This is a genomic window from Marinicrinis lubricantis (assembly GCF_042658665.1).
In the GTDB taxonomy this organism is placed as follows: domain Bacteria; phylum Bacillota; class Bacilli; order Paenibacillales; family KCTC-33676; genus Marinicrinis; species Marinicrinis lubricantis.
This window is the reverse complement of record NZ_JBHSQV010000139.1, coordinates 1-18,966: the sequence shown is the minus strand read 5'-3', so window position 1 is coordinate 18,966 and position 18,966 is coordinate 1. Positions and strand designations below refer to the sequence as shown.

9 protein-coding genes and 1 pseudogene are annotated in these 18,966 nt (G+C 45.5%); all 10 read left to right on the top strand.

Features of this window, described 5'->3' with window-relative positions:
* The first annotated feature begins 197 nt into the window (after positions 1–197).
* Entirely contained in the window at positions 198–1,154 is a 957-nt protein-coding gene (locus ACFPXP_RS10615; protein WP_379894180.1) for a 3'-5' exoribonuclease YhaM family protein, read from the top strand.
* 92 nt (positions 1,155–1,246) lie between these two features.
* The gene (locus tag ACFPXP_RS10610) at positions 1,247–2,368 is read left to right on the top strand and encodes a Fic family protein (protein WP_201318253.1); all 1,122 of its coding nucleotides are present in this window, start codon (positions 1,247–1,249) and stop codon (positions 2,366–2,368) included.
* Positions 2,369–2,495: 127 nt separating this feature from the next.
* Positions 2,496–2,873, top strand: a complete 378-nt coding sequence (locus ACFPXP_RS10605) for an HIRAN domain-containing protein (RefSeq protein WP_372814521.1) — start codon at positions 2,496–2,498, stop codon at positions 2,871–2,873.
* A gap of 54 nt (positions 2,874–2,927) precedes the next feature.
* Positions 2,928–3,881, top strand: a complete 954-nt coding sequence (locus ACFPXP_RS10600; RefSeq protein ID WP_379894179.1) for a helix-turn-helix transcriptional regulator — start codon at positions 2,928–2,930, stop codon at positions 3,879–3,881.
* A gap of 41 nt (positions 3,882–3,922) precedes the next feature.
* Entirely contained in the window at positions 3,923–6,886 is a 2,964-nt protein-coding gene (locus tag ACFPXP_RS10595) for a PD-(D/E)XK nuclease family protein (protein ID WP_379894178.1), read from the top strand.
* The gene (locus tag ACFPXP_RS10590) at positions 6,879–10,238 is read left to right on the top strand and encodes a UvrD-helicase domain-containing protein (protein ID WP_379894177.1); all 3,360 of its coding nucleotides are present in this window, start codon (positions 6,879–6,881) and stop codon (positions 10,236–10,238) included. The genes ACFPXP_RS10595 and ACFPXP_RS10590 overlap by 8 nt, the downstream gene beginning before the upstream one ends.
* 33 nt (positions 10,239–10,271) lie before the next feature.
* Positions 10,272–11,726, top strand: coding sequence for a type I restriction-modification system subunit M (locus ACFPXP_RS10585; RefSeq protein ID WP_379894176.1), 1,455 nt, complete (start codon positions 10,272–10,274; stop codon positions 11,724–11,726).
* The gene (locus ACFPXP_RS10580) at positions 11,723–12,910 is read left to right on the top strand and encodes a restriction endonuclease subunit S (protein ID WP_379894175.1); all 1,188 of its coding nucleotides are present in this window, start codon (positions 11,723–11,725) and stop codon (positions 12,908–12,910) included. The genes ACFPXP_RS10585 and ACFPXP_RS10580 overlap by 4 nt, the downstream gene beginning before the upstream one ends.
* Positions 12,911–16,276 (top strand): DEAD/DEAH box helicase family protein, encoded by a 3,366-nt coding sequence (locus tag ACFPXP_RS10575; protein ID WP_379894174.1) that lies wholly within the window; start codon positions 12,911–12,913, stop codon positions 16,274–16,276.
* A 117-nt stretch (positions 16,277–16,393) separates the two neighbouring features.
* Positions 16,394–18,615: pseudogene (locus tag ACFPXP_RS10570) on the top strand (AAA family ATPase).
* Positions 18,616–18,966 lie beyond the last annotated feature (351 nt).

Genomic DNA, 18,966 nt, shown 5'->3' with positions numbered 1-18,966 from the left:
CAGTTCCTCGTGATGAACCTGGAACGCCGCTTGCGGCTTCTTTTTGTCCTCATTCTCAACATGCTGCTGAAACGTACCGCCTACAGACAATTTGCTCTCTAATGTTTCGTTCAGCAAGCCCTAATTATAAAATAAAAATATACTAGATCACTGAGGCAGAGGCAGAGTTTTTGGAGTTGTAGATGGGGGTGAAAAGAATGACTTTGATAAAAGAACTGACCACGAACGATGAGTTCGTCGGCTTCTATTTGCTGAAAGAGCTGGAGCTGAAGCAGACCAATACATCCCCGGCAAAGGATTACTTCGATTTGGTGCTGTGTGATGCCAGCGGCCAGCTCCCTGCAAAGTATTGGGATGTGAAGGAAACAGAAAAAGACAGCTTTTCTCCGATGACGCTAGTCAAGGTTCAGGGAATCGTTCAATTGTATCGGGAAAAGCCGCAGGTTAAGATCACCCGGATTCGCAATGTAAGCAATGAAGACGGTGTGTCTCTAACCGATTTTATTCGGGCGGCCCCAATTGGATCTGCGGAATTATTAGAGGTCATAAGCAGAGTCATCGAGAGTATTTCGGATCCGGCGATTCGCGATATAGTAAGCTTTTGCGTCGATAAGGTGAGAGAGAAATTAGCTCATTATCCGGCGGCCAAAATGCACCATCATGCTTACTTCGCAGGCTTGGCCTATCATATCGTTCGTATGCTGGAGATCGGAGAGTTCCTTTGCAAGCAGAGGCCATTTCTAAATGCGGACATGATCAAAGCCGGGATTATCCTACACGATATTGCAAAGCCAGAGGAGATGATCGCTCAGCTTGGGGTCGTGACAGACTATAGCGTACAAGGTAAGCTGATCGGGCATATCGCAATGGCAGCTGGTTGGATCACAGAAGCTGCATTGCGGCTGGAACTTCCGCTCGATTCGCAACAAGTGATCGGATTGCAGCACCTTATTCTCTCGCACCATAACCTTGGGGAATGGGGAAGCCCGGTGCAGCCGCAAACGGCAGAAGCGGTAGCATTGCACTATATTGACGCACTGGATGCCAAACTCCAGATGGCGGAGGACGCACTAAGCGCCACTTCGGACAAGGAGTTGTGGACACAGCCGGTCCGAGGGCTGGAGAATAAAGCGTTGTACCGGATGTCATTGTAGAAATTAAAATATACGAAGAAAATGCAATGAAACAAAAATACTTTGCGGCAAAATAGCGGCAATGGTATAATGTTATTGAGGGAGGTGATGTTATGTTTACACCCAAATATTCAATAACGGACACCATAGCCCGCAGACTAATGGATATACAACGCGCCAGTGTTGTGGTGGATTTGCTTCCACTGCCCGCATCTATTCTGGATTTGCTTAAGAAAGAATCGATGGAAAAGACGGTCATTCTTTCAACGAAAATTGAAGGAAACACGCTTGACGAGGCGACGAAGCGAAAAGTTTTGTACCAAACCAGTAACGACAATGAAGAGCAGGAAGTTTATAACTTAATGAAAGCTTTGGAATATCTGGATGAAGCCGAAAAAAGGCAGCTCCCGGTCACAGAGGAATTTATTAAAAAGCTGCATGCCATTATCCGAATATCACACGGACGAAGACCGCGTGTTAGCGAGTATCGCGAAGAACAGAATCAAGTAGGCAGCCGCAATGCCTCCGGTTTTTATTTGCCGCCGGAATGGAAAGATGTCCCGGTATTAATGGAGGATTTGGTTGCCTGGGTGAACTCGCCGGAAACCTATTCGGTTCCGGTTCCTATCAAGGCTGGCATATTCATGTGGCAGTTCCTAACGATTCATCCGTATTTGGACGGGAATGGCCGAACGGCCCGGATGATTACGACCTATCTTTTACGCCGCGGCGGATATGGCTTAAAGGGGTTATTTGTACTCGAGAATTTCTATGACCGCAACTTGGCTGAATATTATCGCCGACTCCAGTTGGGTCTCCATCACAATTATTATTTTGGACGGAATGAAGCTGATTTGACGCCTTGGCTGGAATTCTTTATCGATGGTTTGGCGGAGGTTTTTCAAGAAGCCGCTGCCATCGTAACCGAGAAATCTGCTCAAATGACGAAAATCGAACCGGATCTGATTCGCAAGTTAGATCCCCAGCAAAGAATGGTGTTTGCTCAATTAACCTTTAAACAAGATACCCTAACGACAAGCGAAATGAGGGATCTGCTGCGTTTGTCGGACCGTTCAATAAGGGAAAAGGTAAGTCATTGGAGAGAAGAAGGATTCATTGAGCCGCGCGATCAAGACGCCAAAAGAGTTCGTTCGGTCAAATTATCCGCGGAATACGAGAAGTTGGCACAAGACATTCGGAATGCGCCGGATCAGTTTGCCCATTTTCTAAAATGAATGCAGCACTGCAATCTCAAGTTGAGATGCCGCAGTGCTTTTTTTGTGCGCAGAACATATATTCGCTGACAATCTATGGTCGTTGCGATCCGTCATAATGAAGGAAAGACATGCGGGAGTGAGTACAGTGGATCAACCGATCTATATCGCCGTCACAGGCACGCAGCATTACTACGGAGCAGCATTTCTAAAGCCGGGTCAGGTCGTTCACTTGATCAAAGACCCGGATAATCCGCATGACCATGAAGCGATAAAGGTGGATATGATCCCTTTGGGCAAAATCGGTTATGTCGCCAACAGTCCGCATACCGTACCGAAAGGATGCCGCAGCGCCGGCCGGATTTATGATAGGTTTGAGCATCATGTTTGCGGCATGGTGCGATTTGTCGTTAAGGATACGGCAATTGTTGAACTTACGCCGGGTCTAGAGGAAGTGTACATCATCAAAACGACAGAGAACGTTGCGTTTTCTCCTTATAGGCAGGAAGAACCAGGTAAAGCGTAGAATCCCAATGATGATAAGGATTTACATTCTATATGCCACGATAGGAGATATAGCATGACGGATAAAGTGATTCGGCTCTTTAAAATACTTCTCGCCATTCAATCCAATCCGGGGATTTCGGCCAAGGAGCTGGCGGACAAATGCGAGACAACGGATCGTACGATTTATAGGGACATGCGGATTTTGGACTTGATCGCACCGATTACAAACGAGGGTTATGGGAAAGGGTACCGTTTTGTCGGTAATTTCGCCATGTACCCGCTGAATTTCACGGAGCAGGAAGCGTTGGTGTTCTCTGTCCTGCCCTCCGTGTTGGACACCAGCAAGTTGCCTCCAGGCTTTGAATCTGCCTACGACAAGGTGATGGCTACCCATGTGAAAGAAACCCGGAAGCGGTACGATACACTGGAAAATGTCGCAGGCATGATCCAAATGGGCACCCCGGCTTATCGGGAGAACAGTGCCAACTTCTTGCTGCCCATCATGGAAGCGATCATTGCCAGTAAGACGATCAGGGCTGTTTACCATACCCAGAGCCGGAATGAATTGACGGAGCGCGAAATTGATCCGTACTACCTGGTTCCAAGGGATCAACGGTTTTACTTGATCGGCTATTGTCATTCCAAGCAGGACATTCGCACGTTTCGTATAAGCCGTTTCCGCCATGTAGAGTTGACAAGTAATCGATTCGACAAGGGTGATTTTAACATTGCTCAGTATATGAAGCATACCTGGTCGATTGAACGCGGGGATTCTTTAATCACTTTTAAGATTAAATTCCATCCGGATGTCGCCCGCTATGTGAAGGAAGAAGAATTGTTCGTGAGACCGAAGATGACCGATCTGCCGGACGGCAGCTTATTATTCGAGGTCACCGTCAACCACGAGCGGGAGTTTATGAATTGGGTGGTTCAGTACGGACCTTCAGCGGAGATTTTAGAGCCTGCATCTGTCCGGGAAAAGTTTAAGGAACAGCTACAGCGTTGGGGACAGTTGTATGGGCAGTAAGGTGCTGTTGTTGAACGATAGACGAAAGGAAGGTGTCCCTTTTGAAAATAGCAGGCACGTTTCTAGAACGTTTATATGATGCAATCCGTAAAGAGCCATTTCGCCGCAAAATTGTTATTGCTCCTTCCTACATCGAAGGACAGTCCTGGTTGATGCGAATATGCCGGGAATTAGGGCCGGTTATGAACGTGGAGGTCCAAACGGTTCAATCCTTTGTAAGAAGTCAGGTTCAGTTCTCCCTGTATCAACAAGGGCTGACTTTAATCGGGGAACAGCGGTCCTTTTGGATTATCCATCATGTCATGGAACAAATGGCTTCCAAGCCGGATTCCTACATCGCGGTGGATCAAGTAAAGCCTGGTATTGCCATGCATGTTCACCAAGCCATTATGGATCTGCGCCGTGCCGGAGTGAGAGCGGGGGAGCTTCGAGACGACCACTTTATGAGCCAGCAAAAAGGCAGCTATGTCAGAAAGGTGCTGTCAGCGTATGAGCGCTTTCTGAATCAGCGGAGCTGGATCGATTTTCCCGGCCTTTTGTCGCATATACCAACCCAATTGCCGGAAAACGTGGAGCTTATTCTGCCAGACCCTATGCCGCTTTCACCGGTTTCCGCTCGAATGCTGGAGCGGTTGTCAAACGGACGGATGACGAGGATTATAGCGGTTTCTTCCTTCACTGACGTCCAATCCACAATGCCGTTCGGAAAGGTTCAGTTCTATCATGCGACCGGAAGGCTGGCGGAGGTTCGCGAAGCATTGAGACGCATTATTCAGGGCCGGATGCCATTGGATGAAGTGGAGATGATCGTACCGGATGCGGAATATGCGCTGGCCATTTTGACCATGTGTGCTTCTCTGGGTCTTCCCTGTTCCTTTGCAGACGGGCTGCCTGTGATCACATCCGGAATGGGAAGAGCCGCACATTTTCTGCTGAACTGGATGGAGTCCGGTTATCAGGTGCGGCAGCTCGTATTGATGCTGCAGCAGCAATTGATCACGTTCTCCGATCGTGACCAAGGAATAACGAATGCGGATTGTATTCGAGCCCTGGAGAAAAGCGGAATCGGTTGGGGGAAAGAACGGTATATCAAGTTGCTGGGGTCGGGGCATGTCCGGTCCCAAGGGGATTCAGATGAAAGACCCGAAGAACGGGAGCGGACGGAACAACAACAGCGGGATGACGACATCAAGAAGCATCTGACAAACCTCCTGGGAGAATTGTTTCCAGACGAAGCGGCGCTCTCCTCTCCTAAGGGAATCTGGGGATGGCTCGTTAACATCTTGGATCGATTTGGTGTATGCGGAACGGAAGAGGATGCGATCGTCCTGCAAGAAATGAAAGGTATCGCTAAAGAACTGCAGGAATGTCCTGTTCCGGACTCGATGCCGTTTCAGCAAATGTTCTTGTATGCCCGAGACATGCTGCAGGAACTTCGAGTCGGGGTGCAACGGTTACCCAAGCCCGGATTCCTGTACATATCGAATTTGTCGAACGGGGGGATCAGCGGGAGAAAACATACGTTTCTTCTCGGGATGGATGAACAGTCGTGGTCCGGGAATATCAGGCAAAATCCCATGCTTCTCGATGAAGAGTGCAGACGGATAGGTGCCGGGCTTCAAACAGCCGTGCAGAGACAAAGAGATCGGCAACGCCTTCGTGATAGTCGGCTTGGGATGATAAGCGGCAATATCACATTTAGCTTCTCGTCGTATGACTTGGCAGAAGGAGCGACAGCAAGCCCGGCTTTTCAACTTCTACAGGTATTCCGAAAAGTATCCGGAGAAACGAATGCGGACTATGAGATGCTGCACCGAAGCTTAGGCGAACCTGTCGGGTATTTGGATGTAGAGCAGCCATCCTCTACTGAGCTAAATGGACTGCCATTGGACGGCTCTCATTATGTCTTCCGACAAATCCATGCGAATGTAAACCTTATGAGGGACCGGCAATCCTTCATCGAATCGGTCTATCCGTCGCTTCGTCAAGGCAGACTTGCACTCGAGGCGCGTGGCAGCTCGCAAGTGACGGAGCATGATGGATATATAGCGGGGGATGAATGGACTGATTATTGGAAAGACCGGGACGAACGGACGCTTAGCGCAAGTCAATTGGAGAAGTACGCGGAATGTCCGATGCGGTACTTTTTCCAATATGTGCTCAGGATTCGCGTGAAAGATCAGGTGACTTTTGATCGTACCTCCTGGCTGAAGCCGAATGAAAGAGGCTCGCTGCTGCACGAGGTTTATCGTCGTTATATGACGGAAGTCAGCGCAAGTAAAGTCATGCCTATTACACACGATCATGCCCGTTTGCTTCGTATTGCGGAGGAGACGATTCTCTTGTATGCCGAGCGGATTCCGGCACCGAGCCCTCATGTGTTTGAGAGGGAACGGCAAGCGATGCTCCGGGATGTGGACGTGTTCTATCGCATGGAATTGCAGGCTAAGACGGCTCCCCGGTTTTTCGAACAAGAGCTCATCGTGGACGGCCAGCCGTTGCACCTTGAGCTTGGCGAGGACATGGCGATTACGCTGCGCGGGATCGTCGACCGGATCGATCAAGTTGCGCCGCATCAATATCGAATTATCGACTATAAGACCGGCAGTCCTCGGCCTTACAAGGAAAATGGCATGTTCGCCGGCGGCACGCAGCTGCAACATGCGCTTTACGCAATGGGGACGGAGCTTTGGATTCGGCAAACGGGTGTGGATTCTGATGCAAAAGTGCTTGAAGCGTCTTACGTCTTTCCAAGCGAACGGGGGCACGGGCAAGTGATTGCACGTTCGCAAACCGAACGGAATCGAGTCACCGCGGTGATCCGAGGAATCCTTTCGTCGATGGAACAGGGATTGTTTATTCCCGCTTCAAATCCTGCGGTCTGCCGATATTGCGACTATGCGGCTGTATGCGGAGAGCACGCAGAAATGATGGCCCATAAGCGAAAGGATGAAGCAAATTCGGAGCTGTTGCACACGCTGCTGGAGGTGGAGAACATTGAATGAACCATCCGATCAACAAGCTAGAAAGAGGATATTGGAGGAGCTGAACACGACCTTTCTGGTAGAAGCCGGTGCAGGCTCGGGCAAGACAACCAGCTTGGTCGGCAGATTGCTGGCGCTCATCGAGACAGGAACGGCTAAGATGGAGCATATTGCGGCGATCACCTTTACGAATAAAGCGGCGGATGAGATGAAGGAACGTTTCCGTATTGCTTTGGAGCGGAAAGCGGCTGATGTTGAAGGCGAAACTAGAGAACGAATGGAAGAAGCTTTGGCCAATCTGGACCAAATCTTCATTGGAACGATCCATGCGTTCTGTTCCTCCATGCTTCGCGAGCGACCGATTGAGGCCGGATTGGACCCTTCTTTCGAAGAAATGGATGATGAAATGAATCGCGCGTTCCACGATCAATGCTGGGATGAATATCTGATTCAGCTGCAGGAGGAAGATAGTGAAGCACTTGCCTCCTTTGCCGAGGTGGGAATCGACGTCAGCATCCTGAAGAATGTCTATAATCGGGTATCCCTTTTTACAGATCTCCAAATCCCTTGCGAACCGGTTCATCGTCCTGATTTCAACCTCATCCGGCTCTCCCTGCTTCCTATGATCGAAGAAGCCAGCAGGTTTCTACCGACAGCTGAACCGGAAAAAGGGTGGGATAATCTTCAGGCAAAACTGCGTACTGCTAATCGTATGCTGCGGTTGTCGGATGAGCAGGACGATATGTTGATGCTAACACTTGCGAAGATGTTTGACTTCAAACTGGATGTGAAGCAGTACAAATGGACGGATAAGAAGCAAGCCAAAGCCATCTCCGAACGATTTCACGATTGGCAGATTACGGTTCTGTTCCCCTTTCTTCAATCGTGGCGGGAATATCTGTATCCGAAGGTCATTCAATTTGTCTTGCCTGCATTGGAGTATTGCAGAGAACGGCGATTGCAGGAAGGGAAGCTGAACTTTCAGGATCTTCTGATGTATGCCTGCCGTCTTCTGCGTGATTACCCGGAAGTTCGCGCGTTTTTCGCCGGGCGCTACCAACGGCTTATGGTCGACGAATTTCAGGACACCGACCCGGTCCAAGCGGAAATGATGTTTCTCTTAACGGGGGCCGGCGATGATCCGAATGAACGGAATTGGCGGAAGCTTACTCCAAAGCCGGGTTCCTTGTTCCTCGTGGGAGACCCGAAACAGTCCATCTATCGTTTCCGCCGCGCGGATATTTCCATTTATAACGAGGTGAAATCGCGGATTCAAGCATGTGGAGATGTGCTTCACTTGACCAGCAATTTCCGGTCCGTCGATGCGATCGGCGATTTTGTGAACGGGCAATTTGTCGGCAAGCTTCCCGTCCGGGAAACCGATGTTCAAGCGGCGTATGTCCGGATGGAAACGAATATACCGAATCCAAAGGGGAATAAGCGCGCGGATCACGGGGTTTATGCACTCACTTACCCGAAAATTTCCGGAGGCAAGGAGGAAGTAGCGGCGGTTGACGCACAGCGTATTGCCGCATACATCGCGTGGGCTTGCCGCGACGGAAATTTGCAGGTTCAGGAGCGCAACGGTTCATCTTGGGTGCTCAGAGAGGCGCAGCCCAGCGATTTTCTTATATTGACAAGAACGAGGCATTATTTGCATCTCTACGCAGAAGAATTGGAGAAGCGGGGCGTTGCTGCGGAAACTGTCGGAAGCTCCGCTCTATACCCCGAGCTTCATACGCTGGGACAATTGGCCCTCTACCTGGCCGATCCGTCCGATCAAGTGGCGATGCTGAGCGTATTGCGCGGACCTCTATTCGGCATTAGCGACAAAGATCTGATGGTGTATCGTGCTCAAGGGAATGCGTGGTCGCTCTATCGGCTGCCGGAGGAGTCATCCGAACAAGAGAATCGAGTTGCATCTGCATGCCGGAAACTTCGGGAATATGTTGGCTGGGTGAAAGAATTGCCTGCATGGGCAGCCTTGTACCGTATTATGGAGGATACCGGTCTCTTGCTTTATTCCACGGTGCTAGAAGCAGGGGCAAATCGGTCGGGAACACTGCTTAAGATGTTGGAGCGATTGCAGCGTGACGCCTTGCTCGCATCGGATTGGCATGAACTAGCGAATGCAATTTCGGCCATACGGCAGAGCCAAGGTATGGAAACCGCCAGTCTCTACACAGGCAAAGGGCAATCGGTACGGATCATGAACGTGCATAAGGCAAAAGGGCTTGAAGCGCCAATCGTATTTCTAGCTTGTCCCTGTGGCGAAAAGGATCATAACGCTGACCAGTTTGTTGATCGTTCGGAGACAGAGGCCGCGGGCTATTTCCTGATCCAACAATCGAAAGGGTTCCAGAAGGAAACGATTGCCCAGCCGGTCGGCTGGGAAGCGATGAGCGTGCGGGAGCGTGCATTCATGCTCGCGGAGCGGGATCGGCTTCTTTACGTCGCGGCGACACGGGCCAAGCAAATGCTAGTCGTCAGTCTCTACCCCGAACAACCTGCCAAGTGCCCGTGGAGTTCACTCATGGATGGGATGGAGCTAATCCGGGAGTTGGATGTCCCGGAAACGGATGTTCAAACAGATGAGTGTGATCGGGAACTTGACGGAGATATTGTAATTGGGAAAACTTCATCTGGTTTATCCGGGTCCGAAGCCTCATCCATTGATCTAGGTGCTTACTTGGCCCAGAGAGAGCAGGTGTTCCATCAACTGCGCCAACCGACTTATGCCGAAGCAACCGTTACCGGGCTGACGAAGAGCATGAGCGACACGCCGGAATGGTCAGCCACTGGGAGGGGCCAATCTTTCGGCAGCGTGATCCATAAGGGGCTTGAGGCGGTTGGAAATGGTCTTCCGATGAGCGAATTGCCTGAGTATGTTCAATACCTCTGCCAGGTCGAAGAGGTTGCAGAGAAGGACGCGGGGGATGCTCTGCCTGTTCTCCGAGAAGTTCTAGAAAGTGAACTCTGGCAGCGCAGTCTGCAAGCGAAGCAACGGTTGTTTGAAATCCCGATCATGATGGTTCAGGGCAATAGGGAGACAACGTCTTATCCCGCAACCGAGCAAACGATGTCGGAAACAGCCGCCGCGGCATTAACACAACAGTCCAATAACGGCGGCAATCTCTTGGTGAAGGGTGTAATAGATTTCGCTTTCGAAGAGGAAGATGGCTGGGTGATCGTCGACTTCAAAACGGATCAATTGGATGAGAACAAATTGGAGCAGTTTGTCCGGTTTTATGCGCCACAAGTGCAGGCTTATGCTAAACCCTGGTCGGAGACATTCGGCTATCAAGTGAAGGAAGCTGGTTTGTATTTTGTTAGTTTGCAGAAACATGTCATATTAGGACGGCCCGTTGTATAATTAGACAAGAATCTACATGCAGAGGGGATCGTTATGATTACAGGTGAGTTAAGGCAAAAAGTAGACCGGATTTGGGAGACATTTTGGACCGGCGGAATCACCAATCCATTAAGTGTGATCGAACAATTTACATATTTATTGTTCATTAAAGGGCTGGACGAAGCGGAAACGCGTAAAGAGAATGAATCCTTGCTGCTGTCGTTGCCTTTTACCGGATTATTTCCAAGTGACAAGCAGCACTTGCGCTGGAGTCAATTTAAATCGTTTGATCCTCAGCGGATGTATGATGTTGTCTCGAACGAAGTATTTCCTTTCATCAAGACGCTTCATGGAGATAAGGATTCAGCCTATGCCAAATACATGGGTGATGCCATCTTTATGATCCCGACTCCGAATATGCTTGTACGCATTGTCGAAGGCATCGATACGATTGACATGAAGGATAGAGATACTAACGGGGATTTGTATGAGTATCTGCTATCCAAGGTAGCTACAGCTGGAACGAACGGACAGTTCCGGACTCCGAGACACATTATCGAAATGATGGTCGCTTTGATGAAACCGACGCCTGAAGATATCATATGTGACCCGGCTGCAGGTTCGGCGGGTTTTCTAGTTGCCGCAGGTGAATATTTGCGGAAACATCATGCAGACCTATTCCTGGTTCAGGGCTTGAAGGAGCACTTCAACAATCATATGTTCTACGGTTTCGATATGGACCGTACGATGTTACGCATCGGGGCCATGAATATGCTGCTTCATGGAGTGGATAACCCGAATATCGAATACCGCGATTCCTTGAATGAAAACAATACGGACAAAGACAAATATACGTTAATCCTAGCCAATCCGCCGTTTAAAGGATCGCTTGATGCAGATTCAGTAGCAGCAGATCTGCTGCGTGTGACTCGCACGAAGAAAACGGAGCTTTTGTTCCTTGCCCTGTTCCTGCGGATGCTCAAGGTGGGCGGGCGCTGCGCCTCCATCGTACCGGATGGTGTTCTATTCGGTAACAGCAAAGCCCATAAAGACATTCGTAAGGAAATCGTCGAGAATCACAAGCTGGAAGCGATTATTTCGATGCCAAGCGGAGTATTCAAGCCGTATGCTGGGGTATCGACAGCCATTATAATCTTCACCAAAACAGGTGCAGGCGGAACGGATCACGTTTGGTTCTATGACATGAAGGCGGACGGTTATTCGCTTGACGACAAGCGGAATCCCATTGAGGCGAATGATATACCCGACATTTTGGAGCGGTTTGGCAATTGGGAAGCAGAGAAAGGTCGTAAGCGTATGGAGAAATCGTTCCTGGTTCCGGTCGATGAGATTCGCTCCAATGCTTATGACCTCAGCATTAATCGCTACAAGGAAACAGAGTATGAGGAGGTTCAGTATGAGGACCCGAAGGTCATACTGGCTTCGATCAAGCAGCTAGAGGATGAAATTGTTGAAGGGCTTGCGGAACTGGAGGCGTTGTTAGAGTGAGAACGAAAAAAATTAAACTAAAGGAAATTGCGTCAATCTCAGCTGGCTCAACTGCACCAGATGATAAATACTTTGGGGACCAAGGATATCCCTTTATTAGAGTTAGTCATCTAGATGACCTTATCTCGGGCATAGATATAAACACAATTCCTAAAGTTAGTGAGAAACACGCGGAAGTTTTCAAATTAAAGAAGGTTAGAAAAGGAACATTGTTGTTGGCAAAAAGCGGCATGAGTTGTTTGAAAAATAGGGTTTACCAATGTACAACCGATTCATTCGTTGTAAATCATTTGGCAACGATTGATGTGAAAAACGAGTTAGCAGATCCAAGTTATATTTGTTATTTTTTACGATGGTTTAACGTTAGTAAGTTAATTGTTGATGAAGCATACCCTAGTATAAGAACCTCCGCCATCAGTGAGATTGAAGTAAGTCTTCCAGATATGAAGGAACAAAGGACTATTATTACTTTGCTAGATAAAGCCCAAAACTTAATTGATAAACGCAAAAAAGCAATAGCCAAACTTGATGAATTAGTTCAAGCTGTGTTTTTGGATATGTTTGGTGATCCAGTAACAAACTCTAAGAACTTAGACACCATATCACTTGGCGAATTGGGTGAGTGGAAGAGTGGTGGCACTCCTTCACGAGGGAGCAAAGAATATTTCAAAGGAAACATCCCTTGGTACACCTCAGGAGAGTTAAACGATTTATATGTAAACGACAGTATTGAATATATAACCGAAACTGCCTTAAAAGAAACTTCAACAAAAGAAGTGCCAATTGGAGCACTATTACTGGGAATGTACGATACAGCAGCATTAAAATCAAGCATAACTCAAAAACGAAGTTCATGTAATCAAGCTATTGCATTTGCGAAAATAGATGAAAATTTAGCTGAAACCAAATACGTTTATTATGCCATACAAATGGGCAAGGAGCACTATAAAAGAGTTCAAAGAGGAGTCAGGCAGAAGAACCTTAACTTATCAATGATAAAAGCTATAGAAATTCTATATCCATCGTTAGAACTACAGAAAGATTTCGTCAGAATTGCAGATATTATTTATTTAAACAAACAGCAAATGAATGTACAACTCCAACAACTAGAATCCAACTTCCAGGCACTACTTCAAAAAGCTTTCAAGGGCGAATTGATAGTGAAGGATGGTGTAACGGTCTAGATGGGCGATGTGCAGCTAACGAATTTTGGATTTCTCAGAGAAAATAAAACCTATGCCAGCTTTGCAGGTGCATGTATAGAGGCGGAAAAGGCGTTGGTCGTCAGTCCCGCGACCAGCGCTATCCTCAGCCGACGTGCTTTAGAGCTTGCTGTCAAATGGCTGTTTACCTACGATAGCGACTTGAAGGTCCCTTATCAAGACAATCTGTCAAGCTTGATTCACGATGTAACTTTTCTCCGCGTAATCGATCAGTCCATGCTACCACAGTTGAAATATATTACGAAGCTAGGAAATGTCGCCGTGCATTCCAATGCAACGATCAGCCGTGGTGAGGCGATTCTGTCTCTTCGCAACCTGTTTAACTTCATCAGCTGGATCGATTATTGTTATTCGGTCGAGTATACGGCCAGAAGTTTTGACGAACAACTCTTATTGGAAGAGAACAAGCAACAAGAAAAAGTTAGGCCTCAGGAGCTGCAGGATTTATACGACCGATTAGGTTCAAAAGACCGTAAGCTGGAAGATCTGATCAAAGAAAATGAAGAGCTTCGGAAGCTGCTGACCGAGCGCAAGGCGCAGAACACACAGGAGTACAACTTTGTTCCGGACGAAATCAGCGAGTTCGAGACTCGCAAACGTTACATCGATCTCGAGCTTAAGCTGGCCGGATGGACATTCCAGAAAAATATACTGAAAGAGTTTGAAGTACAAGGAATGCCAAACGGTCAAGGGATCGGTTATGTCGATTACGTGTTATTGGGTGAGAACGGGAAGCCGCTTGCCGTCGTGGAAGCTAAACGGACCAGCGCAGATCCCAATGTGGGCAAGCAGCAAGCGAAGCTCTATGCGGATTGTTTGGAGCAGCGGTATGGACAGCGTCCGTTGATTTATTATACCAATGGATTTGTAATAAATTTCTGGGATGATCTTCACTATGCCAGTCGGCAAGTATCCGGTTTCGCCAGTCAGGATGAGCTGCAGTTGCTCGTCAACCGGCGCTCGATCCGTAAACCGTTACAGGAAGTACAAATCAACAACTCCATTGTAAATCGCCCTTATCAGCATGAAGCAGTCCTTTCGGTTTGTGATGCATTAAATAAAGGACAGCGGACCGCTTTGCTTGTCATGGCGACCGGAAGCGGTAAAACACGCACTGCGAGCGCCATTGTTGATGTGCTGAGCCGATATAACTGGGTTAAGAATGTGCTGTTTCTTGCGGATCGTACAACGCTTGTTCGCCAAGCCAAAAACAGCTTCAGCCAGTATTTGCCCGACATGACACTGTGCAACCTGCTAGACAGCAAGGACAATCCGGAGACGGCAAGAATTGTTTTCTCCACCTACCCGACGATGATGAATGCCATCGACGAGGGCAAGCGGAAGGACGGCAAAAAGTTGTTTACGGTTGGTCATTTTGACTTGATTATCATCGATGAATCGCATCGAAGCGTCTACAAGAAATATAAGGCCATATTCGATTATTTTGATGCCATCCTCTTAGGGTTGACAGCAACTCCTAAAGATGAAGTCGACAAAAACACATACGACGTGTTCCGTCTGGAAAATGGTGTTCCGACTTTTGCCTACGAACTTGAGCAAGCGGTCAAGGAAGGACATTTGGTGGATTACCGTACGGTGGAAACGACGACGAAGATTATGGATGATGGCATCCGCTACGATGATCTGTCCGAAGAGGAAAAAGAGCAATACGAAGAAGTGTTGCTCGAGGATGAAGATGAGGAACCGTGGGATATCGACAGTGCGGCGATTAATGAGTGGCTGTTTAACCAGGATACGATAGACCGGGTGCTTCAGTTTGTGATGGAACGGGGCTTGAAGGTCGAAGGCGGAGACAAGCTGGGCAAGACAATTATATTCGCAAAAAACCATCGTCACGCAGTTGCGATTGTGGAGCGATTCGATAGCCTATATCCGGCATTAAAGGGGCATTTTGCACGGGTCATTGATATCAAAACGAATTATTATCAATCTCTGATAGATGATTTTTCGATATGGAACAAGCTTCCGCAAATTGCTGTTTCCGTTGATATGCTCGATACGGGAGTAGACATCCCTGAAATTGTCAATCTGGTATTCTTTAAGAAAGTTCGCTCGAAGTCGAAGTTTTGGCAGATGGTGGGTCGTGGGACACGGTTGTGTAAAGATCTGCATGGTATTGGTGAGGACAAGAAGGAATTCTTGATCTTTGATTTCTGCCGTAACTTTGAGTTTTTCCGAGCAAATCCAAAAGGGAAGGATACCGATATTGTCGAGACTTTATCGGAAAAATTGTTCAATGTCCGTACGCAGATTGTACGTGAACTTCAACAACTGCGTTATCAGGAACCGGAGTATATCGCGCATCGCACGGAATTGGTGAAATTATTAAAGGATAGCGTCAATGCGTTGAATGAAGAATATTTTCGCATCAGGCAGCATATCCAATATGTCCATAAATATAAAAATGACGCTGTATGGCGCTCCTTAACCGATACCGATATGGGGGATTTGAAGGAGTATATAGCTCCTCTTGTCGTTTCTTTAGACCATGACGAATTAGCAAAGCGGTTTGACTATATGATGCTGATCATCGAATTGGCTAAGCTTCAGGGAACACAATCGGTGAAGCCAATTCGCAAAGTCATGGAGACGGCAGAAAAACTCTCCAAGTTGGGTACGATTCCTCAAATCGTCGCACAGCGACATGTCATAGAGAAGGTCATGACGGCAAAGTTCTGGGAAGAAGCGGACATCTTCCAAATGGAGAAAGTACGTGAAGCTTTACGGGAACTGATTAAGTTCCTCGAACGGGAAACACAGCAAATATATTATACGAATTTCAAAGATGAATGGCTTGCTGTAGAGGAAAGTAGAGGCTTCTATAACACCAATGACCTGCAAAATTACCGCAAAAAGGTCAACCAATATTTACAAACTAACAAGGATCAAATAGCTATCTATAAATTACGCAACAACAAACCGATCACGAAACAAGACCTGGAGACGCTTGAACATATTCTATGGGCAGAACTCGGAACCAAAGCAGATTACGAGCGGGAATATAAAGACTTACCGGTAACGAAGCTTGTACGGACGGTCGTAGGGCTTGATCAGGAGGCCGCGAATGAAGCCTTTATGGTTTTTCTACAAGAAAACCGTTTGAATGTCAGTCAATTACGGTTTGTAAAGTTGATTATCGAATATGTAGTTAAAAACGGTATCATTGAAAAATCCGTACTCCAAGAGGAGCCGTTCCGCTCGGTTGGCAGCATAACGGAACTGTTCAGTAATAATCTGGACGATGCACGAGCAATTATCGGTGTTATTGATACGATTAATAAGAACGCTGAGGTTGTTGGGGCTTAGTTTTTACGGATTGTAGATACTACTACTAATTTAATTACTTGCATCTGGGCGTAACTAAAATGGACATCTATTTTAGTTACGTCTTTTTTAAATTAACATTTTCGGGGTGAAGAAGTAATGATTAAAGAAATTTCCATTAAGAAGATAGCAACTTATGATAGTACAGGTGTTGTCTTTAGTGGATTAAAGAAAATTAATTTTTTCTACGGTTCCAATGGAAGTGGGAAAACATCATTATCAAATGCTATGAAAAATATTGAGAACTTCCCGGATTGTAATATTGATTGGGCATCACAACCATTAAAAACATTGGTATATAACCAGAAATTCGTCGAGGAAAATTTCCATCAGGATTCGAACATAAAGGGTATATTCACATTAGGTAAGGAGTCAACTGAAATAAAAAATGAAATTGCTGAAAAGAAGAGGCTTGTTGATAAATTAGACGAAGAGATTCGTAGATTGCGTACTAACTTGTCCAATAAAGAAGAGGAATATAACGCGAATGAAAATGAATTTATAGAAGATTGCTGGGAATTGAAAAGAAAATATGATAACGAGTTTTTGCAAGCTTTTTCAGGTGTTCGAAATAATAAAATAAACTTTATGAATAAATGTAAACAGTCGCATTCACTTGAAAATAAGTTATGTGATTTAGAGGATTTACGTGCTCGTTCAAATAAATTATTTAATGGAAGTTTAGTGAAAATTCAAACGTTGCAAACAATAAAGAATGACGAACTAAACGTTGCTTGTTCAAGTCGAATATTCCAAAAACAAATTGTTGGTAAGCAGGAGGTCGATATCGCCGCTCTCATTTCTAGACTGGCTATAAGCGATTGGGTAAAAAGAGGATATGATCATATACATAAGTCGGAAGGTAAATGCCCTTTTTGTCAACAGTCATTGCCGGATGGTTTTTTGAATAAATTGGAAGAGTACTTTAATGAAACCTATGAAAATGAAATGAAGGAATTGGCAAATTGTGTTAAACTATACATGGAATCCTATGATAATCTTGAGACTTCGATCCAGGATCTAATGGAAAAAGAAGTACCATATATCGATAAAGAGAGAATAAATCAACAGTTAGAAATAATAAGATCGAAAAACGAAATCAATCTCGAATTAATTGAACAAAACAAAAAGAACCAAGTAAGAAAATTGCATTAGTTCCTGTTGACGAATTTGTAAAAAGTATCAATTTAGAAATTGAGAGGGTTAATCAGGAAATCCTTGGACATAACAGGTTGGTTGATAACCGAGCCCATGAAGAACAGCTTCTTAAGGATCAAATATGGAGATTCATTGCAAATGAAAATCTGCATAATCACGAAAAATATGTACGCAAAGAATTTAATATTAAGAATGCGATTACAGGGATAAAAGATGGGATCTCATCAAAAACATCTGAGAAAAACAGATTGATTTCAGAAATCGAGGGTTTAGAGGCTCAAATCACTAGTGTAATTCCATCCGTTAATGAAATGAATCGTCTGTTAAAAGCGTATAATTTTACATATTTTAAGTTTGCGCATACACAAAACCAGGGAAATTATCGCTTGGTACGATCCACTGGAGAAGATGTGAATCAGACGTTAAGTGAAGGTGAAAAGACATTCGTAACATTTTTATATTTTATGCATTTATTGAATGGGAGTAATAACAGAGATCTTATTACAGAGAATAAAGTCGTTGTGATTGATGACCCTATTTCTAGTTTGGATAGCAATGTACTATTTATCGTTAGCAATCTTATTTTAAAACTTATTGATGATATCAGGAACAATCAAAATAATATTGTTCAATTATTTGTTTTAACCCATAATGTATATTTTCACAAAGAAGTAACTTTTAATAAAAAGCGTTCAAAAGGCGGAAAATTACATGATGAAACATTCTGGATTATAAGAAAAGTTAATAATGTTACTGAGGCTCAATCCTATGATACAAATCCAATAAAAACTTCATATGAGTTAATGTGGCAAGAACTTAGATCTGCAACACAGAGTAGTTCTTCAACAACGGTTCAAAACTTGATTCGTAGAATTATAGAAAATTATTTTAAAGTATTTGGTAATTTTAGTGAAGATGATATACTGAATAAATTCGATGAAGAGGAAAAGGTAATATGTAAATCGCTTTTATCCTGGGCGAATGACGGGTCACACTTTGCAAGTGATGATTTGTATATTGAACATCCATTAGATACAAATGCTAGGTACCTTAATATATTTGAAAAAATATTCAAAGTTACAAATCATCATGCACATTATAAAATGATGATGGGAGTAGAAGAAGCTGATCAGAGTGAGATCCCTCATGCACAGGTATCGTGATTGATTGAGCCTTTCCCATTAACAATAACAAATATACAATACAATTTACCCAAACAAAGCGTTTCTTTATTACTTTGTTTGGGTTTTTCTTATTTTTACAGGACTAACTGCGGGACTGTCAAATATTTTGTGTAAACTCTATTAATCAATGATATAAGGGGTGACGCGCTCCTCGAAATGAATGGATAGTTGGAGGATGATTTGCCCCCAGCCTTGAATACGCCCAGTTGAGTCCGTATAATTGTGTAAAATGCTAGAGCTCCTAAAAATAAAGGGAGCCATATTCAAATCCCTCAGTTAGAATGGTGTTGTCTAAGCATCACTCTAAATACACGAGGTGAATTGAAATGG